This window comes from Metabacillus malikii (assembly GCF_030813355.1).
Lineage (GTDB): Bacteria > Bacillota > Bacilli > Bacillales > Bacillaceae > Metabacillus > Metabacillus malikii.
Genome location: NZ_JAUSUD010000005.1, coordinates 38,247 through 61,661 on the forward strand (window position 1 = coordinate 38,247; position 23,415 = coordinate 61,661).

Genomic DNA, 23,415 nt, shown 5'->3' on the forward strand with positions numbered 1-23,415 from the left:
AAACAATGGAATATGAAACAGTCATAGGACTTGAAGTCCACGTTGAGCTAAAAACAGATTCAAAAATATTCTCAAGCGCTCCGAACCGTTTTGGTGCTGAGCCAAATACAAATACAACCGTTGTCGAGCTTGGATATCCGGGAGTCTTACCTGTATTAAATAAGAAGGTAGTCGACTTTGCAATGAAAGCATGTATGGCATTGAATTGTGAAGTGGCAACGGAAACGAAGTTTGACCGCAAAAACTATTTCTATCCGGATAATCCAAAGGCTTATCAAATCTCGCAATTTGACAAACCAATTGGTGAAAATGGCTGGATTGACATTGAAGTAAATGGTGAAACAAAGCGAATTGGAATTACTCGAATTCATATGGAAGAGGATGCCGGAAAACTGATTCATACAAATGACGGACATTCATTAGTGGACCTTAACAGACAAGGAACACCATTAATTGAAATTGTGTCAGAACCAGATATTCGTACACCAGAAGAAGCATATGCTTACTTAGAAAAATTAAAAGCGATTATCCAATACACGGAAGTGTCGGATTGTAAGATGGAAGAAGGTTCACTTCGCTGTGATGCAAACATCTCACTCCGCCCAGTTGGACAAAAAGAATTTGGTACGAAAACGGAATTGAAAAACTTAAACTCATTTGCCTTTGTCCAAAAAGGGTTAGAGTATGAAGAAAAGCGTCAAGAAAAGGTTCTTCGTTCTGGTGGTACAATTGACCAAGAAACACGCCGTTATGATGAAGCAACGAAGAAAACAATCTTAATGCGTGTAAAAGAAGGTTCAGATGATTACCGTTATTTCCCAGAGCCTGATTTAGTAGAATTGTATATTGATGATGAATGGAAAGAGCGTATCCGTGCTTCAATCCCAGAATTACCTGATGCTCGTCGGAAGCGATATGTTGAAGAGCTCGGTTTGCCTGAGTATGATGCACAAGTACTAACAATGACAAAGGAAATGTCTGATTTCTTTGAACAAGCGTTAGCTGCAGGTGCAGAAGCAAAGCAAGCATCGAACTGGATAATGGGTGAACTATCAGGATACTTAAATGCTGAAGGAAAAGAGCTTAGTGATGTTGCTTTAACAGCAGAAGGTCTTGCCGGCATGATTAAGCTGATAGAAAATGGCACAATTTCTTCGAAAATAGCGAAACAAGTATTTAAAGAGCTTGTTGAAAATGGTGGAGATGCTGAGGCAATCGTCAAAGAGAAAGGCTTAGTACAAATTTCTGATGATGAAACACTTCGTAAATTTGTAACAGAAGCATTGGACGCTAACCCACAATCAATTGAAGACTTCAAAAGTGGTAAGAAAAAAGCAATTGGCTTCTTAGTTGGACAAATTATGAAAGCTACTAAGGGTCAGGCGAACCCGCCAATGGTCAACAAGCTGTTAATGGAAGAAATTCAAAAAAGATAAAAACGATAGAAAAAAGCAGTGGGGTTCATTCCACTGCTTTTTCTATACAGATTCAGGTAATTCCTCAACTGAATCTTCTGTTTTCTTTTCTGTTAACACCTGCTTGAGCGAGGATTTACTCTTTTTCGCAGTGAGAATATACAGGAAGTCTCCAGGTATAATCGTTGTATTACCTGTTGGTGTAATGAGTTGGTTATTCCTGATTACTGCATTTACTAAGGCCCCCTCAGGAAATGGAATCTCTAATAATGTTTTTCCTGCTACTTCTGAATCTGTTTCAACTTCATATTCAACCATCTCTGTATTCACTTGTCCAAGTGTTACTAATTCAATCGAGTGCATTGGTGTAGTCTTTTTAGGACCTGTTAATTTAAGCTTTTCAGCAAGATTCGTAATGGTTGAACCCTGTATTAGACAGCTTGTTAAGACAACGAAGAAGACGACATTAAAAATTAGTTGACTACCCTCGATATTTGCAAGCATCGGGAAAGTTGCTAAGACGATTGGCACCGCTCCCTTTAAACCAGCCCATGATAGGAATATTCGTTCATTCAATGTATACTTCATTCCAATTGTGGAAAGAAAAACGGCTACTGGTCTAGCAATTAACATTAGAATTGCTGAAATGGCAATACCTTTTATAATAATGTCCCATGTGAACAGTTCTGAAGGAAATACGAGTAGACCCAAGATGACAAACATGGAGATTTGCATCATCCAGGCAAAACCTTCTGAAAACCTGAAGATGGATTGGCGATAAGCAATTTCAGCATTTCCAATGATAATCGCTAATACATAAACCGCTAATAGGCCACTACCGCCTAAAAACGCAGTAATGCCATACGTAAGCAGGGCAAATGCAATTGAAAAAATCGGGTATAAACCACTAGAGTCAAGATTTAACCGGTTTAATGCATTAACAGCTAATTTCCCTGCAATGATTCCTAGTAATAAACCAAGACCCATTTGGATAAAAAATGAACCAACCATCTTTATAATACTTGCGTCTGGAGCCGTAATAAGTTCAATCGTTGCAATTGTGAGGAAGACTGCCATCGGATCATTTGATCCTGATTCAGCTTCTAAAGTTGTGCCAATCCGTTCTTTAATATTTTGTCCTTTTAAGACAGCGAAAACAGCAGCTGCATCTGTGGAGCCAACAATTGCACCAAATAACAATGCTTCTAACCAGCCTAAATTCAAAATGAAGTAAGCGGCTGCGGCTACGATTCCAGTTGTTAATAGCACACCTAATGTTGCTAGGGAGAGGGAAGGGACAATGACAGGGCGTAAGGTACTCCATTTTGTTTGGAGTCCACCTTCGAATAAAATAATAACAAGTGCAAAAACACCTATCATCTGTGCAGTGGATGCATTATCAAAATAAATAATTCCGAGAACATCACTACCCATAACCATGCCGACAAGCATGAACAGGACAAGGGCAGGAACTCCCAAACGAGCAGAAAATTTTGTAGTAAGCACACCGACAATTAATAAGACGGAAGTTAATAAAATAAATGTGTCAGTGTGTATTATCTCTTGTAACATTAACATCAACTCTCTTTCTATAAATTAACATCTAGTTTAATTTGCAATGTCGTGTTTGCAACGCCAATATATTGTCTAGTTTCAGAAGGTGTGGATTGTTGAAGGCGTTTTTGGATAAGTGAGATGGCAATTCCTTTTCTATAAGCATGATACCCAAAGGTTTTCCGAAGTGTATGTGTTCCAATTGGTTCGCAAATACCAGCCTGTCTCGAAGCCTCATTAATCACTCTGTAGGCTTGTTGGCGAGATATGGGCTCATTCGTGCGTTTTGATTTAAACAAGTAATCATTTAACGAAAGTCCCTCTTCTTCAATGTAGGAGGTTAAAGCCTGCTGAACTTGATGGTTCAAATAGACAGGTGGCTCCAAATGAACAGGAGACATTAAATGGTCATAGAGGCTTCCATCCTCAGCTATGAATTGGTGAACATATAAATGAAGTAAGTCATGAATACGGATTCCAGTATTAATCCCTAATAAAAATAGACAGTAATCACGAGAAGACCTACTTTTTAAAAACGATTTCATCAATAGGATTTGGTTTGTATCCTTTATCGCTTCGACAGTTTTCATTTCAACGCTCCTTGTTTACCTGACAGGTTTAACAGTATCTATGTTACATAATATGATTATAACATACATTTATGTTACTTCAAAAGAAAAAGCCTACAGTTAATATAAGGCTGTTTTCGTAAACATTGTTGGCTTTTAACTGAGTTGTCGTTTAGGGTTTGTCTCCGCTACAGTACTCAGCAATAGCGGGGTGGGTGGTGAGCCTCATAGCTCCTTGCGGCACGAACAAGCAAACTTCAGGTCACCTCCCTACGATAAGTCATCATCGATTCGCCATTCGGCTCACCGTGATTCCTTTATCTCAGTTGATGCCCATCCAGTTTGTACGTCGATGGGCAAGCCGCCTACGCCTTTCATATTCCTCAGCGTTAACGCTTGCGGGGTCTCACCTCTCCCACGCATCCCGCAGGAGTCTCGCACTTCCGCTCCAACAAACCCTTAAAAAGGTAAGTGCAAAAAGCCACAATCTTTTAGAAAAGAGCCTAATATAATGCCTGAACTGTAAAAATTTATCAAAAATAATTTACAAAACTGTGAACTGAAAGGTAAGATAGGTGATAGAGATAGTTAAGTACGTTACTATTGAAGAAAGGATTTAGGATTTGAGAGGAGTACGTGCGTCCATGAGTGACAAGCAGTTCACAAAAGTAGATATGTTTAAGAAGTTCATTTTAAATAACAGATTTGTCTTATTTCTATTGATTATCTTTTTAATAGGAATAAATTTGTTAATATTTAGAGAAGTATCATATATTTTTACACCGTTACAGGTTTTGGTAAAGACGGTCATTCTTCCCATTATGATGGCCACGGTTTGTTATTACTTATTAAATCCGCTCGTTGATTACCTTGAAAGATTTAAAATAAAGAGAGTCTACTCAATCCTATTACTATATATTGTTATTATTGGCGTTCTCACAATAATTATTGTGTCAGTAATTCCCTTTTTGCGAGAGCAAATTATGAGTTTAGTTTCAAGCTTTCCCGGTTATGCAAGTGATGTCGAAAAATTAATTCGAGACATCGTTGGAAGTCAATTTGTAAATGAAGCCCAAAAAACATTGAATATAAATGTACCTGACCTTGTTAGCAATGTTTCTGAACAAATCTCGAAAATTGTAAACAATACTTGGTTAGGAATTGGAGTTTTTGTCGGAGCTGTGAAGGATTTTGTGTTAGCTTTGATTATCTTGCCTTTCATTCTATTCTATCTATTAAAAGATGGGAGGAAGCTGCCGAAGTATATACTGAGCTTTTTACCAATACCATTCCGCAATCAGACGTTTACTGTAATGAAAGAAATAAATACAAGCATTAGTCTGTATATAAGAGGACAAATTATTGTTAGCTTTTGTATCGGATTTCTAATGTTTATCGGATTTCTCATTATCGGTCTAGAATATGCTTCAATTTTAGCGTTAATTGCTGCATTTACGAGTATTGTTCCGTATTTAGGACCGGCAATTGCAATAACACCAGCTTTAATTATTGCGATTGTTACGTCACCAATTATGCTGTTAAAGCTAATTATTGTTTGGACAGTTGTCCAACTTATCGAAGGAAAGTTCATCTCACCGCAAATTATGGGAAGAAACCTTCATATTCACCCGATTACGATTATATTTGTTATCTTAACAGCAGGTAATTTATTTGGTGTTATTGGCATTATTTTAGCTGTGCCCGGATATGCTGTATTAAAAGTCATTGCCACTCATATATTTGATTATGTGAAACATAGAAGTAAATATTATAAAGATGTATAAATAGTAATAAAATGCTTAGGGCAATGATGCCTAAGCATTTTTTAATTACATGATTTGTTGAATAAGAAAATTGCTTTCAGGTTGGTGCTAAGGTCCTGCTTCCGTAGGTTCCACCCGTAATATACAGACATTAAACATAGAATAGGATCCTTAAATAAATAGTTGGATTGTATTTAGGTAATACTTTCTAAAAGATACTAATTGTATTTTTTGTAGCATTTATAAAGTAGTTAGTAGCATAAATGCTCAATCACAATGATTAATAAAGTAAAATATTTTTTAAAATTATTATTTAGATATTGTAATATCGACAAAAAGACTTAAAATTAGACAATGGGTGATGATTTGTCATCCTTCATATGCAAAGAGTATGTATATGATAGTTGAAAGTTCTAAAAAGAGGTTGTTTACGATTTATATACAGAAATGTGGAGGGTTTTCTATGTTATTTGGGTCAAAAAAAGATGTGTTTTTCGACAAGATTTTAACAATTGCTAAAAATGTTAATGAGTCTGTTGAATATTTAATCGATGCAGATGTAAAAAACGTAAGTGACTTAAAAGAAGTCGCAGCAGTGATGAAGTCTTATGAAAATAAAGGTGATACATACATTCATCAGTTAATCGTTGATTTGAATAAAACATTTATTACGCCAATAGAGCGTGAGGATATTTTGCAGTTGGCAATGAAGATGGATGATGTATTAGATGGATTAGAACAATGTGTTGCCTATTTTGAAATGTTCTCGTTTAGAGTATATGACGAATACATAGAAAAATTTATCAATCATATACATAGCAGTACGATTGAAATAGTAAAAGCTGTAGAGTTACTTTCAAACAAGAAATTACTAGATATGATGCAACACTCTATTGAAATAAAAGATATCGAATCAAAATGTGATGACCTTTTAAGAGTTTCGATAAAGCATTTGTTTGCTACAGAAAAGGACCCAATTAAAATCATGCAGCATAAAGAAATTTATGAAATGCTTGAAAAAGTAACGGACAGCTGTCAAGGTGTAGCAAATACAATTGAAACGATAATCATGCGAAACGCATAAGGGAGCGCAACTAAATAGTATGGATACAATTTTAATACTAACGGTCTTAATCGTAATATGTGCACTAGCTTTTGACTTTATTAATGGCTTCCACGACACAGCTAACGCGATTGCTACATCAGTGTCAACGAGGGCGTTATCTCCAAGAGTTGCGATCGTTCTGGCAGCGACAATGAACTTTATCGGTGCATTAACGTTTACAGGAGTAGCAAAAACAATTACAAAGGATATCGTTGATCCTTTTGCATTACAAAATGGTTCCATTATTATATTAGCAGCTTTATTAGCAGCAATTGCTTGGAATTTAATTACATGGTATTACGGGATACCTTCCAGTTCTTCACATGCTTTAATCGGTGCGATTGCAGGTGCTGCTATCTCTGCGGCGGGACTGAATATCTTAAATTGGTCGGGCTTCATAAAAATTATTCAAGCATTAATATTTTCACCCTTTATTGCATTAGCGATTGGATTTTTAATGATGAGTTTGTTTGCAGTCATTTTTAAAAATACACAATTATATAAGTCGAACCGAAGATTTCGGATTTTTCAAATCTTTACTGCGGCATTACAAGCTTTTACACACGGTACAAATGATGCACAAAAGGCAATGGGGATTATTACGATGGCCTTAATAGCAGCAGGATATCATAGTCCTGATGGGGATATACCACTATGGGTTAGATTATCAGCAGCAACAGCGATGGGAATTGGAACTTCGATAGGTGGCTGGAAAATTATTAAAACGGTCGGCGGGAAGATTATGAAAATACGTCCAGTTAATGGCGCTGCAGCTGACTTATCTTCGGCATTAATTATTTTCGGGGCAACAGCGATTCACCTTCCAGTTAGTACAACCCATGTTATTTCATCTGCCATTATGGGTGTCGGTTCTGCCCAGCGAGTAAAAGGTGTCAAATGGGGTGTAGCTCGTAAGATTGTATTAACTTGGGTAATTACATTACCAATATCAGCATTACTAGCTGGACTTATATATCAAGTTTTACGGTTATTCTTTGCATAGAAACAGCCAGTTGACGTTCATTTTTTAATGAGCGTTTTTTTTATGCAAATGTATAGCACAATATTTGTTAATTTCTTTACTTTTTTTTGATTTCATGGTGATAATAATAGTTAGGACAATTTTATGAACTGAGCATATAGGTTACATTTGTCACTTGTCGTATATAATCATAAGAGTATAATAAAGAAATTGTAATTAAGTAGAAAGAAGTAGATGAATTCTTTAAATAGGATGATGGACATGCAAAGAGCAAGAATAATTTATAACCCAACTTCAGGACGCGAGGCTTTTAAAAAGCAACTCCCTGATGTCTTGCAAAAATTCGAACAAGCAGGATATGAAACATCTTGTCATGCGACTACTTGTGAGGGAGACGCAATAGAGGCTGCGACATTAGCTGCAAAAAGAGGTTTTGATTTAATTGTAGCTGCTGGTGGAGATGGAACAATTAATGAGGTTGTCAATGGTGTTGCAGGTCTTGATGTTAGACCTAAAATTGCAGTAATTCCAGTTGGAACAACGAATGATTTTGCACGTGCAATAGGCATACCACTTAATAATGTTCAACAGGCAGTGGATGTCATCTTAAAAGGTGAGGCAAAGAAAATTGATATCGGACAAGTAAATGGACAGTATTTTATCAATATTGCCGGTGGCGGACGTTTAACCGAGTTAACATATGAAGTGCCAAGTAAGCTAAAAACGATGGTCGGTCAGTTAGCATACTACTTAAAAGGGATGGAAATGCTTCCTTCAATAAGACCAGCTGAAGTAGCAATTGAATACGACGGTAAGCTTTTTGAGGGTGAGATCATGTTATTCCTTGTCTCCCTTACGAATTCAGTCGGAGGCTTTGAAAAATTAGCCCCTGATTCAAAGCTGAATGATGGAATGTTTGACTTACTTATTCTAAAGAAGACAAATTTAGCGGAATTTATCCGCATCGCTACACTTGCCTTAAGAGGCGAGCATATAAATGATGACCATATTATTTATACAACGGCGAACCGTGTAAAAGTGATAAATAGAGATAAGATGCAATTAAACTTAGATGGTGAATACGGTGGTTTATTACCAGGGGAATTTGTAAACATGTATCAACATATCGAGTTTGTTGTCTCTAATGAAAAAGCAAGAGTACTGGATGAGGAATAAAGAACTTGGGCTGAATAGCGCCAAGTTTTTTTATCTGTTTGTCGTTATGTTAAACTATAAAAAACTGATTATAAAGGAAGAAGCACATGGCTAAAATACAAGCACCGGTAAATAAAAATGAATATTACGACGTAACCTTTGAAGATTTGACACATGAAGGTGCTGGTGTAGCAAAGATAGATGGTTTTCCAATCTTTGTTGAAAATGCTTTGCCAGATGAACGTGGAAAAATTAAAGTAATCAAGGTGAAAAAAGGCTTTGCATTCGGCAAGTTAATCGAACTCCATGAAGAGAGTAAACATCGGATTGAAGCACCATGCCCAATCTATGCACAATGTGGAGGCTGTCAGCTCCAGCATATAAGCTACCAAGGTCAGCTTGATTTTAAGAAAAAACAGGTGGAGCAAGTACTTAGTAGAATTGGTAAACTTGACATGACGAAGGTTAAGGTCCATGACACACTCGGTATGACTGAACCATGGAACTATCGCAACAAAGCCCAAGTCCCTATCGGCGAACGTGAAGGTGGACTCGTCGCAGGCTTTTACCAAAAGCGAAGCCACGACATTATCGATATGGAACGTTGTCTCATTCAACAGTCAGAAAATGATGAAATTGTCCAAGCGATAAAAAACATCTGCGAGCAGTACGGTATCCGTGCATATAATGAGGAAAAACATAAGGGCTGGCTCCGTCACATTATGGTCAGGTACGGATTAGTGACAGGAGAAATGATGGTCGTATTTGTGACGAAAACGGCAGATTTTCAACATAAGCAAGCTATTATTGAAAACATAACATCAAAATACCCTCAAGTGAAATCTATCGTCCAAAACATTAACACGAAACGGACAAATGTCATCTTCGGAGACGAAACAAACGTCCTTTGGGGAGAGGAATATATTTACGATAAAATTGGTGACGTGAAATTTGCAATCTCAGCGCGGTCATTTTATCAAGTAAATCCAGAGCAAACAAAGGTCCTCTATGATAAAGCACTAGAATACGCACAATTAACAGGTGAAGAGTCTGTTATCGATGCTTATTGTGGTATCGGTACAATTTCATTGTTTCTCGCGCAAAAAGCAAAGAACGTATTCGGAGTTGAAATCGTTCCAGAAGCAATCGAAGACGCAAAGCGAAATGCAGAACTCAATGGCATCACAAACGCAGACTTCGCAGTAGGTGAAGCTGAAGTCGTCATCCCTGAATGGTACAAGCAAGGCAACAAAGCTGACGTCATTGTAGTCGATCCACCACGCAAAGGCTGTGATGAAGCATTGTTAAAGACAATTCTTGCGATGAAGCCGAAGCGTGTTGTTTATGTGTCTTGTAATCCAGGGACATTAGCGAGAGATTTGCACATTCTTGAGCAGGGTGGGTATGAGACGGTTGAGGTGCAGCCGGTGGATATGTTTCCGCATACGACGCATGTGGAAGTGATAGTGAAGCTTGTTTTAAAAGGTACAGTGGATTAAACTGTACCTAATTAAGAGGAAAGTGAGGGGGAAAGGTTGTAATGTATTTTAATCTTTCCTTCCTCATAAACTTCTATCTTGTTAATGAGTCTTTGTAGTACTTGCTTTAATACCTGTTCATCGTTAATGTCAAGGTTAGCAAAGCGTTCTACTTCCTTTTTAAAGAACTGTAATTCTTCTGCGGTATCTTTTCTAGCCGTTAGAGCGGATTGAAGCTCAGCTTTTTTGACCGCAAGTTCCTTCTGTTGTTGGGATATACGTTCATTTTGAGCCTTGAATTGCTCTATTGTGATATGCCCCTCTGTATGCAACGTTAGGATATTATCAAACCGTTTGTTTACTTCTTTAAGTTGTCTTTCGGTTTGATTAATTTCCTTTTCAAGGTTGGAACTTACTGAATTAGCTTTCTTCTCTGCTATACCGTAAAACTTTTCTAATTTGAGATTATCTTTAATTAGTTCCCTAAGGTCATTTTTAACAGTCTGTAAGAGAATGCTTTCCTCAATGATATGTGAAGAGCAATGAGCGGTTGTAAACTTTACATAGCCCCACAAACATAAGCCCCTTTACGTCTATCAGGCTTAAAGTGCATGCCGCTTCCACAGTCTGCACATTTAGCGATATGGGCAAACAAACTCTCTTTTCCGTTGCTTCTGTTAGTTCTTTTGCTCTTCATGAGTTCCTGAACCGCTCTAAAATCCTCTTCCGAAATAAGTGGTGAATGAGTGTTTTTGATAATGACTTGGTTTTCAAGGTCTACTTTCTTTCTTATCTTGTACAATTCAGAGTCACTTAAAAACTTTGTAGTCTCTTCTCTGTTGTGTACTAGACTTCCTGTGTAAGCAGGGTTGTTAAGGATACCTTTTATTGTGTTTTGGTGCCATTTTGAACCAGCATTAATGGCTCCTGCTATTGCTCTTGGTGTTGGTATGCCCCTTGACATAAAATCGTTAGTAATTTTAAACATTCCCCAGCCTTTATAGAGATAAAGATGAAATATCTCTTTTACAAAGGGAGCGGTTTTTTCATCTACTTCTAGCTGATTAGTGTGAGGGTTCATTTTATATCCGTAAGGTGGAACAGAAGCTTTGTATTTCCCTTGCTTTGCACGTTCCTTTAGCCCCAATTTAACCCTATGTGATAGTTTTAGGTTTTCCTCTTTAGCGAAAACAGCCTTTAATTCAAATGGCAATGAACTATCAATCACTTGTTTTTGAGTCGTAAAAGTCCTCAGGAAGTATTAAGCGGACATTTTGTCTCTCAATCTGTTCCGCAGTCTGTAAACTTTGTACAGTGTTCCTTCCCAGCCTTGATACAGACTTAGCAATAACAACGTCAATATCCTTCTTTTCGAGGTCATGAAGCAGTTTGTTAAGCCCTGTACGGTTCTTTATTCCTGCTCCACTTATGCCATTATCAATATATCTTTCGATAACGGTAAACCCTTTGTCATTGGCTATACTCTCAGCTAAAGAGATTTGATTTTGTAAACTATTTTGTTGTTCTTCTTTCCTCGTGCTAACACGAGCATAAATTGCACATTTCATCATTTCGCCACTCCTTTATTATTCGGAGTGGCACTAGTTCTTTCCTTATCGTAGGAAGCATTTGACATTTTGTCAATTACATATTCTATGAATGAGAAAATTACATCTTCTAATTTTTCGGTTCCTACAAACTCTCTATCAACTTTTATCATGTTAATTCGCCCCTTTCGCCCTAGCAATCGTTCTATGTTGGGGATTAGTTGCGATAATTTTTAAAAGTTTTTGAGTGCTTTTAGAAGTTTTCTAGAATTAGGTCAAACCGTTTGGTAAAATATTCATATATTAAATTATATTTTTATAGGAATAAGGTCACGGAGGTCAATAATGAATACAGCTATGAAACATCCAGATCAAACTAATAATTTGAAAAGCAGCGGTAATAGTGTAATCTGTAAAAAATGTAAGTCAAACCAAGTGGTGGCTAATAAAAGAGGGTATAGTTTTGGTTTAATGTTTAAGGTGTTATTTTCTTTGGTCGCAATAGGGATAATTTTCTCTATAATACGGTCACTTGTTTTTAATGTTCTTGATTTTAACTCAACACTGTATGGTATCTTAATGGCACCAACTGCAATCGGTATTTTCTTTTCTCTACCTATTGCATTGTTATGTGGGTTTATTGGCAGAAACTCGCTTGTGAATGGTTGTATGAACTGTGGTAATAAGTGGATAGCAGGTAAGAAGTAAAACAATATTTGTAAAACACTGCTCTAAAAAGTATTTTCCAAAAGAAAGAAAGTTATAGGTGCGACTTTAGGAGCACCATGGAGAAGAACGACCGAAGGAGTTCTTCGAACATCCATGGTCATTGGAATTTTTACATACTAACTACTTGTATTCTCCGTTCGCTTCGCTCACTTCGGGGGCTTCGTTCCTCGCCCCTATAATTTTATTCATTATTTTTGAATATATTGATTAAGTTATTCTTTATAATACTTTAAAGATATAAGAAGGAATACACATATGAAAACACCTAAACTATTAATATTATTGACTTTATGGCACTTTTTCGCTCAACAAATAGGTGCAGTTTATACCGCATAGAAAGGCTAATAGGTGCAATTTACACCGCATTGTTGACGTACAAATAAAAAAGAGGACTGAATTTCAGTCCTTTACTTTCGCTTTTCTTCTGTTTGCGTTGATTTTGTGAGCCTCAAACATCTGACGTAAAGCATTGAATTTCTCCGTATCACCGTCATTTGCTTGGCGATACATTAAATCAGGATGGACATAGTAAAGTACATTTCCGCAACTCCTAGTGAACATAATTAGCCCCTGTTCTTCTAGCTTTTTTACTAATGATGTAATATTATCGACATCATAGTTAATAGCGGTAGATAACTCGTTACGGTTCATATACCTGATTTTCTTTTCATCCTCTTCATTGGGATTATGTGAAAGAATGCAGGTATTATAGTGGAAGTAGGGGAGAACTTTATATAAAAAGCCTAGTTGTTCTAGTTTTAAATCTCCCACAACTTCACGAAGTTTAGTTGTAAGTAATTTTGTGAAGTACCCCCTTTTAGGAACTTTCCCCATGATATGGAAGTAGTTATTCATATAAAAGAGTTTTGAACGTCCCTCTTTTACTGATATTAGTATAGATAGGGTTTCAAGCCTCTTTACAATATCTACAGTCTGTCTTTTGCTCTTACCAAGAATATTTTGTATGTCAAGCTGTCTTAAGGGCTTTCCATTCTTTTGCAAAAGACCTTCACCATTCATTTTTAGGTAAAGTAACAATTTCATTACTGCTCCGCTCTCTGTGAGTGAAAGGTGTTGCGTCACCTCCTTAATTGAGTCATGAAAGCAATTTATATAAGGCTTTCTCCCTCTTAACTTATATTTTTCTAAGTCTTGTTTTTGTCTGTGTCTTTTTTCTTGTTCGGGGGTTCTATAGTAAGCTATCTCCCCTTTTACTTCACCTGTTAAAGGGTTAACTGCAATTAATTCCACGAAAATTCCTCCTTAGTTATTAAAAAAGTTAGTGTTAATCTAGTAATCGAAATAAACACTCTAAAAGTTGCCATGTTATGATCTGGAGTTAAGAAAACCGCTCCAAGGAAATTGCCAATGCAAAATCCTGGAACGGTTGTATGTTAACAGTTAGAAGTTTAGAAACTTCTAAGCTGATAAAATTACTTTTATTTCTTTTTCAGTAACTCCACGGTTAAGTAAAAAGTTCATAAGTGAGTCGACATTCACACTATAACCGTATTTGGTATTTCTAGAGTAATAGCCATTTTCTATACGAGGGGATTTTTCAAGTTGTCCATGTTGTAAGTAACTTAGAACAGCACTTTCAGTAAAGGCTATATTAAAGTGGTTTAACACACGACTTGTCTTTTCTACGCTAATCATTTAAACATCACCTCTCAATACGAGATTTCGAATGCTATCCTTGGTGAAATAAATCCTATTCTCGATATGCACCTTCTCAATATAGGGAGAAGAAGATAATTCAAACAACCTTTGAGTAGTAACCCCCAATATTGCAGTTGCTTGTGAAAAGCTGTATAAGTCCTTAGTTTTCATTATCATGAATTAGCTCCGCCTTTTTGCAACCAATCCATTACAACCGCTTTATTAAACCGCACAGACTTTCCAACTTTGATACGTCCTGGAATTACTCCCTCTCGTGCTAATTTGTACGTTGTTTGCTCACTCATATCTAGTAATTTTGATAATGAACGAACTGTTAAAAACTCTTTTTCCATACCGTAATGCCTCCTAATTTTGATGTTTTATCCTCTAACATCATCATTATAGGAATAGCGTTTTAATTTCTAACAACAGAAGGAATAGAACAATGCAATAAAAGATTAAACGATAAATAACGGCAAAATGCTAGGTTTTGTGCGTACATAAGTGGATATTTATAGGCGGATGGAGGGAACGAATGTAGGGTTACTACCTATAAAAATGGTGGTATCTGAATAAATTGGGATTTGAGGAATTAGGACACCCATTTTAAAGCAACTGACGTACAAAGAAATTTGAAAAAAATTTGTATGGAGAGAATGGGTGATATGCAAGGGTTTTTTACCAAAAGTCAAACATTCGGCACTGGCTAATCTTTAACAACAAAAAGAGGAGGTTATATTTTCCCCCTCTTTCATTTAATATACTGAGTCTATTCATTATCACGTTGTTTAATCCAATCAAGGAACAATGGATAGTAGTCAACATCTTCATTCGCAAAATCAAACATATCATCAATTACTATTTCACTCATTTGTAAGAACTCTTTTAAGTGATACTCTGATATCCTAACTATACCATCCAATTTATAAGCCTTTAAGGAGACCGTATAAATCCATTCGTATATAGTATCAGATTGAACCCCAAAGATATCAGTTACCTCTTTTACGCTGTAAAATTTACCTAAAGTCTTCATTAAATTCTTCCACCTTTCGAGATGATTTGGTTAACTGTTCTTTCAATTTAGTTATCGATTTATCTATCTAGTTGGTTGCGATGAATAGGAGATTAATGAATGATGTAAATTGTAAGATTAAATGCAAAAATGAGCGGTTTTACTAAACCGCTCAATGTAAAGTATATTTTTTGTTAAGTTTTTATTGTGTTTGGTTTCTTTTCGCTCTAATTAGGGTACTCTTTGATATTCCTGTTAAATCTTCCACTTGTTTATAGGAATTACTTTCTAGTAGCTTTAGAGCGTGTTGTATTTGCTTTTTAGTGTACTTGTTAGGTCTACCTTCCTTAAAGTCTTCACGCTGCTTAGCAATAGCCTTACCTTCTTGTGTACGCTCGACAATCATGTCTCGTTCAAACTCTGCGAAAGAACTCATTATATTAAAAATAAGCCTACCTGTAGGACTATCTTCTACTAATCCCATATTTAATACATGAACTTTAACACCTTTTTGGAACAGCCATTTTACTGTCTCTATTGCGTCACTTGTAGAACGTGCAAATCTGTCTAATTTGGTTACAACTAAAGTGTCACCTTTCTCTAAAGTAGAAAGCAATTCTTTAAATTTAGGACGGTCAGCTTTTGTGCCTGTGAATTTTTCAGAATATATTCTTTCACAGCCCTCGTTTTCAAGTGTTTGTATTTGTAGTTGTAAATCTTGATGAACTGTACTTACTCTAGCGTATCCGTATTTCATAATTGACCACCTTTTATGTATTGATTTAAGACACTAAGTTATGACACCTTGCTATATATTGATTTTACTGAATGGTGTCAATTTAGGAGTTATTTTTCACCTATTTTAAGCGATATTTTGCACTAATAACATATAATTCTTGAGATAAGTAACTATTCAATGCATGTTATATGCTCAATAAATTTAAATGCATCATTTTCTGAAATAGCTTCACTTCCAAAAAATTCGTAATTATTAAATTAGGGTATAAATGAGGTAAAACATAAACATCATTCTTCTTTTATTGGGGTTCATATTCAAAATTTTCGTATATAAATGCTGAGAGTATGTAAACTAAAAGGGAATTTTCCTCAAACCTATAAAAAATATGAAATAAAATCACCCAAGTAATCTTCTCTTTAGATAAAGTTCTTGAAAAATTATTTTAATCAGCCTATTTACATACCATACTGGGGTATAGTAATATGAAATCGAGTTAGGAGGTTAAGTACATGGAGAATAATGTGAAAGAAGTAGCTTGCCACTCAGAGAATGTTACTTCTTGTCGAAAAAGCCATCATCCTGAACGTGTAAAAAAAGATTTAACCACACGATTAAATCGAGTAGAAGGTCAAATCAGAGGAATCAAAGGAATGATAGATAATGATGTTTACTGTGATGACATTATCACACAACTTTCTGCTACACAATCTGCTTTAAATAGTGTAGCCAAAATCCTTTTGGAAGGCCATATAAAAGGTTGTGTTGTAGATCGTATTTCAGAAGGTGACGATGAGGTTTTAGACGAATTAGTTGTGACGATTCAAAGGTTAATGAAAAAATAAAAAACTTTTAAACAGAAATTAAATTTTTTTAATTTTTTATACCCCTATAGAGTACCTTGTAACATCAATTTAAAGGAGAGAAAAGTATGCAAAATATAACATTAAACGTAAAAGGAATGTCATGTGGGCATTGTGTAAATTCAATCGAAGGAAGTGTTGGTCAATTAGACGGTGTTAATCAAGTAACAGTAAAATTAGCAGATGCTCAAGTTGAAGTATTATTTAATGAGTCTCAAGTAACTCTAGATAAAATTAAAGAAAAGATTGAAGAACAAGGATATGAGGTAGAATAAGAGTGCTTTCATAGCACTCTCTCATTTTAAATTCAATATACCCCATAAGGGTATAAGGAGTGTGGGATTTCATGAGTACAGAAGTAAAAGAAGCGAATATTCAAATTACAGGAATGACTTGTGCAGCATGTGCAACACGTATTGAAAAAGGATTAAATAAGATGGAAGGTGTTAAGAAGGCAGCAGTTAACTTAGCACTTGAAAAGTCATCTATAAAATATGATCCATCTAAACTAAGCGAAAGTGATTTTGAAAAGAAAATAGAAGCACTTGGATATGGTGTTGTTAAACAAAAGGCAGAATTTGATATAACCGGAATGACTTGTGCAGCATGTGCAACACGTATCGAAAAAGGGTTAAATAAAATGGAAGGTGTTGCTAATGCAAACGTTAATTTGGCACTAGAAAAAGCAACCATCGAATTCAATCCATCAGAAATAACGATCGCTGACATTATTGCGAAGGTAGAGAAACTCGGTTATGGGGCACACCAGAAACAACAGAATGAAGAAACGGTAGACTATCGTGAAAAAGCAATTAAAAATCAGAAACGAAAATTCATTATATCAGCAATTTTATCATTACCATTATTATGGACTATGGTAGGACATTTTACATTTACATCATTTCTATATGTACCAGATTTCTTAATGAATCCCTGGATACAAATGATATTGGCAACACCAGTACAATTTATTATTGGGAAACAGTTTTATGTTGGTGCTTATAAAGCACTTCGTAATGGAAGTGCAAATATGGACGTTCTCGTTGTCATGGGTACATCAGCAGCATATTTTTATAGTGTCTATCAAGCAATTGTTACAACTGGATCTCATCATGGACCAGAACTATATTTTGAAACAAGTGCGGTACTTATCACATTAATTCTCTTAGGGAAATTATTTGAAGCAAAAGCAAAAGGGCGTTCTTCTGAAGCGATCAAAAAATTAATGGGGCTTCAAGCAAAAACAGCGATTGTTTTACGTGAAGGTGTTGAAAAGGAAATACCGTTAGAGGAAGTAGTAATTGGTGACTTCATATTAGTGAAACCAGGTCAAAAAATTCCAGTTGATGGTGAAGTTGTAGAAGGAACTACAGCAGTTGATGAATCCATGTTAACAGGAGAAAGTTTACCAGTGGATAAAAAAGCTGGTGATGTATTATATGGCTCAACGATTAATAAAAATGGGTTCATCAAAATGACAGCAACAAAAGTTGGGCGTGATACAGCATTAGCGCAAATCATTAAAGTAGTAGAAGATGCACAAGGATCGAAGGCACCAATCCAACGTTTGGCTGATCAAATTTCCGGTGTGTTTGTACCAATCGTAGTGGGAATTGCCCTTATCACTTTCTTAGTATGGATAATATTGGTAAAACCAGGCGATTTTACATCAGCACTTGAAGTATTAATTGCAGTACTTGTTATTGCTTGTCCTTGTGCACTTGGATTAGCAACACCAACTTCCATTATGGCTGGTTCGGGTCGTGCAGCAGAATTTGGTATTTTATTCAAAGGTGGAGAGCATTTAGAGCAAACACAAAATATTGACACAGTAGTAGTTGATAAAACTGGTACGGTAACTCATGGTAAACCTGTTTTAACAGATGTTCTAGTCGCGCAGGGGCAAGATGAGGAGAAATTTTTGTCACTGATTGGTGCAGCTGAAAAACAATCTGAGCATCCACTAGCAGAAGCAATTGTTCAAGGAATTGAAGATAAAGGTATTGAGCTTGGTAATATTCAATTCTTCGAAGCAATTCCTGGTTATGGTGTTATTGCAACAGTATCAGGTCAAGGTATTGTCATTGGGACTCGAAAACTAATGCAACAATATAATATAGATATTACACCGGTTCTTTCAACGATGGAAAAACTCGAAGAAAATGGGAAGACAGCAATGTTAGCTGGTATAAATGGACAATACGCAGGTTTAGTGGCCGTAGCCGATACTATAAAAGATACATCTAAAGAAGCTGTACGTCGTTTAAAAGAAATGGGCATCACAGTCATCATGATGACAGGTGACAATAAGCGAACAGCACAAGCAATTGGTAAAGAAGTAGGCGTTGACGAAGTGATTGCTGAAGTTCTTCCTGAAGGTAAAGCTAAAGAAGTTACTAAGTTACAACAACAGGGCAAAAAGGTGGCAATGGTCGGAGATGGTATTAATGATGCACCAGCACTTGCTACAGCTAATATTGGAATGGCAATTGGCACATGCACAGATGTTGCCATGGAGGCTGCAGATATAACACTAATTCGAGGGAATTTAAACAGTATTGCTGATGCAATCTTAATGAGTCGTAAAACAATGCGTAATATTAAACAAAATTTATTTTGGGCATTTGCTTACAATACTTTAGGCATACCAATTGCAGCAATTGGATTACTTGCGCCATGGTTAGCAGGTGCAGCTATGGCATTTAGTTCTGTGTCGGTTGTGTTAAATGCTTTGCGTTTACAAAGGGTAAAATTCAAAAATTGAATTAATTCACTATAGAGTAAACTCAGACTACCTTGTTTACTCTATAGTATTCATAACAAAAAAATGAATACTGGTTTTTTAAAAGGAAGTGAAATTGGTATGAATCAAGAAGAAAAAAAGGTTAAATTAGCTGTAAACAGTGGAATCTCTTTCGGTGCAAAATTAAATGCAAAACAGCTGACTGTAATTGCTGAGTACATGAATGATAGTGATGAACTAGAGTTGACAACTTTCCAACAACTTTATATCGATGTACTTGAAAGTAATATGGAGAAGGTTGAAGAAAAATTTAAGGAAGTAGGTTTACTCTGTTACCCAGTAGGGAACCTTGTAAAAAGTTTAAGAACTTGCAATTTTTGTAAAGGTGAAAAAGAAGAAGGTATGCCCGTTGCAATTGAGCTTAATAAAAGAATAGCAGGAAAATCGGTTCCTTTTACACTTCGTCCAGCCTACACAGGCTGTCCAATAGGATGTGGTGAACCTCTAGTAAATGATATCGGTGTAATGAAAGTAAGGGACGGATATGATTTATATATTGGAGGAAAAGCTAAAGGGAAAGATGCTAAACTAGGTACTTTATTATTAGAGCAGCTAACTCCAGAACAACTATATGAGGTTGTTGAAAAAATAATAAATATCTATACTGACCAAGGTAAGAAGAAAGAAACCTTTTTTAAATTTATTAATCGATACGGTTTAGAAAACCTTAAAAACCAATTACCTATAACACTTTAATAGTATGGTAGAAAACACTAAGAAAACAATAGCGTTAATCAATCTAGATTAACGCTTTACCTCTATACACAATGAAAGATTTAGTTAGATCAGATGTTTTTAAGCCATTTTTGGACTAAGAATTAACTTATATTCATTCTCTTGAACACTGACATTAAATACTACTGATGATTTGATATTTGTCATTTTTCTTATTTCATTTGGAATATGAAGAGTCCCGTTACTACTAAGTATACATTGATTTTCTGTCAAACACCCTTCTTTAGACAGTATAATGTCTTGATTCTCCCTATATATAAATAAATTATCACCTGGTACGAGCTTCATTTTATTTCTGATAAAATTGGGGAGATAGATCTGTCCAGATTTATTAAGTCTTAACTGGTTCAATTTTATCACCTCTATATTCTTTTTTTAAAGGTAATAAAAATTTGTGAAGAAAGTTTGCATTTTATAGAAATGGTAAACTTTCACTTCAAAGTATATATATTTTTGAATATCTTCTTAATATAATTTCTCTATAATATGGATATTTCACATTTTAAATAAAGGTGTAGATTATGAAAATTTCAATTAAACTTGGTCTTTGGTTTTTTATTTGCATATTTATAATAGAAGCTGTTTCTATGTTTTATTTACATCAAAATGTTGTTCATACTCTTGTTAATGAAGAATTGACTTCACTAAAATCAAGGGGAAATAGCCATAGGGATGTTTTGGAAAACTCATTTGACAAAGACACATTACATCATATTCAATTAATGGAATCTCAAACAGATACTGAAGTTGTGATTACAGATAAGTCAGGGAAGATCTTAGCAAAGTCTAAGGTCGTTGATAAGAGTATGGAAAGAATTATAGAGAAAAGGGTTAACTATAATGAAATACCAAAGAATGGGGTTATTATCCAGTCAGATTGGGAAATTGAAGAATATATTTCAACGGTTTCTCCCTATCAAAGTAAAGAAAATAAAATCGGCTATGTTTATATGTTTAAAAGTAACGAGAATATCCAAAAGTTTATTTCTAATTTGAATGAACACTTTATCTTGGCTTCAATTCTAATATTATTTTTCATGTTAATTACAACCATATTTCTTTCTAGAGCACTTACTAAACCATTAGTTTCTATGAAAAATGCGACAAGAAAGATAAGTAAGGGAGATTTTTCTGTTTCTCTACCTATTTCATCAAATGATGAATTGGGAGAATTATCAAATTCTATACGAAAATTAGCTAATGATTTAAATTATCTAACAAAGGAGAGAAATGAGTTCTTAGCAAGTATTTCACATGAACTTCGAACTCCTTTGACTTACATAAAAGGTTATGCTGATTTAGGTAAAAAAAATAATCTTGCTGAAAAAGATAGAATAAACTACTTAAGTATTATTTATGAAGAAGCAGATCACGTTAATAAATTGTTAGAGGAATTATTTGAACTAGCGAAAATGGACGAAAATAATTTTTCCATAAAAAAAGAAAAAATAAAAATATGTGAATTTATGAAATCAATCATCAGAAAAATAGAGCCTGTATATAAAAGTAAAGGTGTGCAATTGGATTTTATTTGTAATGAAGATGCTTATGTTGAAATTGATCCCATTCGTTTTGAACAAGTCTGTTTTAATTTATTGGATAATTCGTTAAAATACTCCGATATACATTCAACAACTACTATTGAAGTTAAAAAAAGAGGTAATAAAATTATCATTTTAATTAGAGACCAAGGGATAGGAATTCCTTCTGAGGATTTACCCTATATATTTGACCGTTTATATAGGGTTGATAAATCTAGATCAAGATTAACAGGTGGTTTTGGTCTTGGTTTATCTATTGTAAAAGAGATTGTTAATGCACATGGGGGAACAATTTCAGTAGATAGTAAAAAAAATGAAGGAACATGCTTTAAGATTACACTTGAGGAGAAGAAATATGAAGAATGTCTTATTAATTGATGATGAACAAAGGATGTTAGAGCTTCTGTATTTATATATAACACCGTATGGCTATAATTGTTTTAAAGCCAAATCAGGTGAAGAAGGATTGGAATTATTAAGGAACGAAAAAGTAGATATTGTTATCTTAGATGTAATGATGCCTGATATGGATGGTTGGACAACCTGTGAAAAAATAAGAGGAATTTCTGATGTCCCAATAATAATGTTAACTGCAAGAAGTGATAAACAAGATGTAGTAAAAGGATTAAAAAAAGGTGCTGATGATTACTTATCTAAACCATTTAATGAACAAGAATTGTTAGCTAGAATTGAAGCAGTAATAAGAAGAACAAGTGGAAAATTAAAAACAGGTGAGTATTTGCAATTTGAGGGATTAGTTATGAACAAGTCAACCTTTCAGATAACTTATCAGAATAAGGAAATTCTATTTACACCAAAGGAATTTGATTTGTTAAGTCTATTTTTGAAACACCAAAATAAAGTCTTTTCAAGAGAACATTTACTTTCTATTCTATGGGGATTAAGGTCAGAAACTGAAGATAGAACTATTGATTCTCATATAAGAAATATTAGAGAAAAATTACGTTCAGCAAACTTCCCTGTTGAAAAGTATTTAAAAACAGTTTGGGGAATCGGATATAAATGGGTCTCTAAAACTTAATGTTGAAAATGAAAGATAAAGGCTAAACTTATACTTAACAAAAAGAACTTGGATAATTACCCAAGTTCTTTTTGTTTTAGTTAATATCGTAGTATTTGTATTATTAAATAGTTCTCTATTTGATAGGAGAGAGTTCACTGCCTGTTACCCACTTGTGATTTTTCACTTCTTCTCCACCATTAGTTGGAGTATAGTCAACCATATATACAGTCGTTATATCTCCAGAATTAATTTCTGCAGTTGCACCTTTCATACCTTTCATATGGTCGGCATTTAGTATAACTTCAGTTCCTGGTTCGTATACTTCCTCCCCAGCATCTTTGATCTCCTCATGAATCACCCATTTATGGTTTTCAACTCTATCTCCACCTGTTGTTGGTGTATAGGAAACAACATATGCTGTAGTATCATAAGCTCCAACTATTGTTGCTTCAGCACCTTTCATACCTTCCATATGATCAGTTTCTAATATAGCTTTACTTCCAACTTTATAGGTTGGGTTTTCAGCCACTTGCAAGCCCTCAGGCACTTCACCTGAGCTGGAATGATTCATTTCAGAATGATCCATTTCAGAATGATCCATTGATGTTTCTTCTTTTTTAGAATCTGAATTCACTTCATTTTTTTCACCTTCTGTACTATTATTGGCACATGCTGACATGGTAAGTGCTAATAATAGAGACACAAATAAGATTACAAATCGTTTACTCATGATTTTCCTCCTGAT

Annotated in this window: 26 protein-coding genes; 13 read left to right on the forward strand and 13 right to left on the reverse strand. The window is 35.1% G+C overall.

All coding sequences use genetic code 11. The features are described from left to right. Positions 1-5: 5 nt before the first annotated feature. A complete protein-coding gene (gene gatB / locus J2S19_RS07000) occupies positions 6-1,436 on the forward strand; it encodes an Asp-tRNA(Asn)/Glu-tRNA(Gln) amidotransferase subunit GatB (protein ID WP_307339233.1) in 1,431 nt (476 codons plus the stop codon). A gap of 42 nt (positions 1,437-1,478) precedes the next feature. Here the strand turns inward: gatB and J2S19_RS07005 are convergent, their stop codons facing one another. Further along, a complete protein-coding gene (locus tag J2S19_RS07005) occupies positions 1,479-2,987 on the reverse strand; it encodes a potassium/proton antiporter (RefSeq protein ID WP_307339236.1) in 1,509 nt (502 codons plus the stop codon). A gap of 17 nt (positions 2,988-3,004) precedes the next feature. Next, complete coding sequence (locus J2S19_RS07010; RefSeq protein WP_307339239.1) at positions 3,005-3,559, reverse strand: tyrosine-type recombinase/integrase; 555 nt, start codon at positions 3,557-3,559, stop codon at positions 3,005-3,007. 623 nt (positions 3,560-4,182) lie between these two features. On the opposite strand from J2S19_RS07010, the gene J2S19_RS07015 reads away from it, so the two are divergent. From J2S19_RS07015 to rlmD, 5 genes are all read left to right on the forward strand, one after another. After that, positions 4,183-5,322 (forward strand): AI-2E family transporter, encoded by a 1,140-nt coding sequence (locus J2S19_RS07015; RefSeq protein ID WP_307339243.1) that lies wholly within the window; start codon positions 4,183-4,185, stop codon positions 5,320-5,322. Positions 5,323-5,764: 442 nt separating this feature from the next. Further along, entirely contained in the window at positions 5,765-6,385 is a 621-nt protein-coding gene (locus tag J2S19_RS07020; protein WP_307339246.1) for a DUF47 domain-containing protein, read from the forward strand. Positions 6,386-6,404: 19 nt separating this feature from the next. Beyond that, positions 6,405-7,409 (forward strand): inorganic phosphate transporter, encoded by a 1,005-nt coding sequence (locus J2S19_RS07025; protein ID WP_307339249.1) that lies wholly within the window; start codon positions 6,405-6,407, stop codon positions 7,407-7,409. Between the two features lie 240 nt (positions 7,410-7,649). Continuing rightward, positions 7,650-8,564: a diacylglycerol kinase gene (locus J2S19_RS07030; protein WP_307339252.1), complete on the forward strand. Its 915-nt coding sequence runs from the start codon at positions 7,650-7,652 to the stop codon at positions 8,562-8,564. 86 nt (positions 8,565-8,650) lie between these two features. After that, on the forward strand, positions 8,651-10,042 hold the full coding sequence (rlmD, locus tag J2S19_RS07035; RefSeq protein WP_307339256.1) for a 23S rRNA (uracil(1939)-C(5))-methyltransferase RlmD: 1,392 nt from the start codon (positions 8,651-8,653) through the stop codon (positions 10,040-10,042). Between the two features lie 11 nt (positions 10,043-10,053). Here the strand turns inward: rlmD and J2S19_RS07040 are convergent, their stop codons facing one another. Genes J2S19_RS07040 through J2S19_RS07055 form a run of 4 tightly spaced genes read right to left on the reverse strand, consistent with a single transcriptional unit; the run spans position 10,054 to position 11,741 of the window. Beyond that, positions 10,054-10,596, reverse strand: coding sequence for a hypothetical protein (locus J2S19_RS07040; RefSeq protein ID WP_307339258.1), 543 nt, complete (start codon positions 10,594-10,596; stop codon positions 10,054-10,056). Next, positions 10,581-11,234, reverse strand: coding sequence for a recombinase family protein (locus J2S19_RS07045; protein ID WP_307339261.1), 654 nt, complete (start codon positions 11,232-11,234; stop codon positions 10,581-10,583). Before J2S19_RS07045 ends, J2S19_RS07040 begins: the two co-directional genes overlap by 16 nt. A gap of 7 nt (positions 11,235-11,241) precedes the next feature. Next, positions 11,242-11,592 (reverse strand): recombinase family protein, encoded by a 351-nt coding sequence (locus J2S19_RS07050; RefSeq protein WP_307339264.1) that lies wholly within the window; start codon positions 11,590-11,592, stop codon positions 11,242-11,244. Beyond that, positions 11,589-11,741 carry a hypothetical protein gene (locus J2S19_RS07055; protein WP_307339267.1) on the reverse strand — a complete coding sequence of 51 codons (153 nt, stop codon included), beginning with the start codon at positions 11,739-11,741 and terminating at the stop codon, positions 11,589-11,591. The genes J2S19_RS07050 and J2S19_RS07055 overlap by 4 nt, the downstream gene beginning before the upstream one ends. Before the next feature lie 172 nt (positions 11,742-11,913). Here J2S19_RS07055 and J2S19_RS07060 point away from each other — a divergent pair, with 172 nt between their 5' ends. Continuing rightward, positions 11,914-12,276 (forward strand): hypothetical protein, encoded by a 363-nt coding sequence (locus J2S19_RS07060; protein ID WP_307339270.1) that lies wholly within the window; start codon positions 11,914-11,916, stop codon positions 12,274-12,276. A gap of 420 nt (positions 12,277-12,696) precedes the next feature. On the opposite strand, the gene J2S19_RS07065 is transcribed toward J2S19_RS07060, so the two are convergent. The 5 genes from J2S19_RS07065 to J2S19_RS07085 form a co-directional block, all read right to left on the reverse strand. Further along, the gene (locus tag J2S19_RS07065) at positions 12,697-13,548 is read right to left on the reverse strand and encodes a hypothetical protein (RefSeq protein ID WP_307339273.1); all 852 of its coding nucleotides are present in this window, start codon (positions 13,546-13,548) and stop codon (positions 12,697-12,699) included. Between the two features lie 168 nt (positions 13,549-13,716). Next, positions 13,717-13,953, reverse strand: coding sequence for a hypothetical protein (locus J2S19_RS07070; protein WP_307339275.1), 237 nt, complete (start codon positions 13,951-13,953; stop codon positions 13,717-13,719). Between the two features lie 176 nt (positions 13,954-14,129). After that, the gene (locus J2S19_RS07075; protein WP_307339278.1) at positions 14,130-14,309 is read right to left on the reverse strand and encodes a helix-turn-helix transcriptional regulator; all 180 of its coding nucleotides are present in this window, start codon (positions 14,307-14,309) and stop codon (positions 14,130-14,132) included. Positions 14,310-14,725: 416 nt separating this feature from the next. After that, positions 14,726-14,989: a helix-turn-helix domain-containing protein gene (locus J2S19_RS07080; protein WP_307339280.1), complete on the reverse strand. Its 264-nt coding sequence runs from the start codon at positions 14,987-14,989 to the stop codon at positions 14,726-14,728. Positions 14,990-15,170: 181 nt separating this feature from the next. After that, positions 15,171-15,725, reverse strand: a complete 555-nt coding sequence (locus J2S19_RS07085; protein ID WP_307339285.1) for a recombinase family protein — start codon at positions 15,723-15,725, stop codon at positions 15,171-15,173. A gap of 491 nt (positions 15,726-16,216) precedes the next feature. Here J2S19_RS07085 and J2S19_RS07090 point away from each other — a divergent pair, with 491 nt between their 5' ends. The 4 genes from J2S19_RS07090 to J2S19_RS07105 all read left to right on the forward strand — a co-directional run bounded on the left by J2S19_RS07090 (position 16,217) and on the right by J2S19_RS07105 (position 20,066). Further along, a complete protein-coding gene (locus tag J2S19_RS07090) occupies positions 16,217-16,549 on the forward strand; it encodes a metal-sensitive transcriptional regulator (protein WP_144546803.1) in 333 nt (110 codons plus the stop codon). Positions 16,550-16,635: 86 nt separating this feature from the next. Beyond that, on the forward strand, positions 16,636-16,842 hold the full coding sequence (gene copZ / locus J2S19_RS07095; RefSeq protein WP_144546802.1) for a copper chaperone CopZ: 207 nt from the start codon (positions 16,636-16,638) through the stop codon (positions 16,840-16,842). A gap of 71 nt (positions 16,843-16,913) precedes the next feature. Next, positions 16,914-19,331: a heavy metal translocating P-type ATPase gene (locus tag J2S19_RS07100; RefSeq protein WP_307339292.1), complete on the forward strand. Its 2,418-nt coding sequence runs from the start codon at positions 16,914-16,916 to the stop codon at positions 19,329-19,331. A 99-nt stretch (positions 19,332-19,430) separates the two neighbouring features. Continuing rightward, on the forward strand, positions 19,431-20,066 hold the full coding sequence (locus J2S19_RS07105; RefSeq protein WP_144546800.1) for a nitrite reductase: 636 nt from the start codon (positions 19,431-19,433) through the stop codon (positions 20,064-20,066). Positions 20,067-20,165: 99 nt separating this feature from the next. Here J2S19_RS07105 and J2S19_RS23700 read toward each other — a convergent pair whose 3' ends face one another. Continuing rightward, positions 20,166-20,465 (reverse strand): AbrB/MazE/SpoVT family DNA-binding domain-containing protein, encoded by a 300-nt coding sequence (locus tag J2S19_RS23700; protein WP_370875089.1) that lies wholly within the window; start codon positions 20,463-20,465, stop codon positions 20,166-20,168. 161 nt (positions 20,466-20,626) lie between these two features. Here J2S19_RS23700 and J2S19_RS07110 point away from each other — a divergent pair, with 161 nt between their 5' ends. Together J2S19_RS07110 and J2S19_RS07115 are read left to right on the forward strand one after the other, a co-directional pair. Next, positions 20,627-22,024 carry a sensor histidine kinase gene (locus tag J2S19_RS07110; RefSeq protein WP_307339296.1) on the forward strand — a complete coding sequence of 466 codons (1,398 nt, stop codon included), beginning with the start codon at positions 20,627-20,629 and terminating at the stop codon, positions 22,022-22,024. Continuing rightward, positions 22,002-22,688 carry a response regulator transcription factor gene (locus J2S19_RS07115; protein ID WP_144546797.1) on the forward strand — a complete coding sequence of 229 codons (687 nt, stop codon included), beginning with the start codon at positions 22,002-22,004 and terminating at the stop codon, positions 22,686-22,688. The genes J2S19_RS07110 and J2S19_RS07115 overlap by 23 nt, the downstream gene beginning before the upstream one ends. A gap of 115 nt (positions 22,689-22,803) precedes the next feature. Here the strand turns inward: J2S19_RS07115 and J2S19_RS07120 are convergent, their stop codons facing one another. Further along, positions 22,804-23,400, reverse strand: a complete 597-nt coding sequence (locus J2S19_RS07120) for a YdhK family protein (protein WP_144546794.1) — start codon at positions 23,398-23,400, stop codon at positions 22,804-22,806. Between the last annotated feature and the right edge of the window lie 15 nt (positions 23,401-23,415).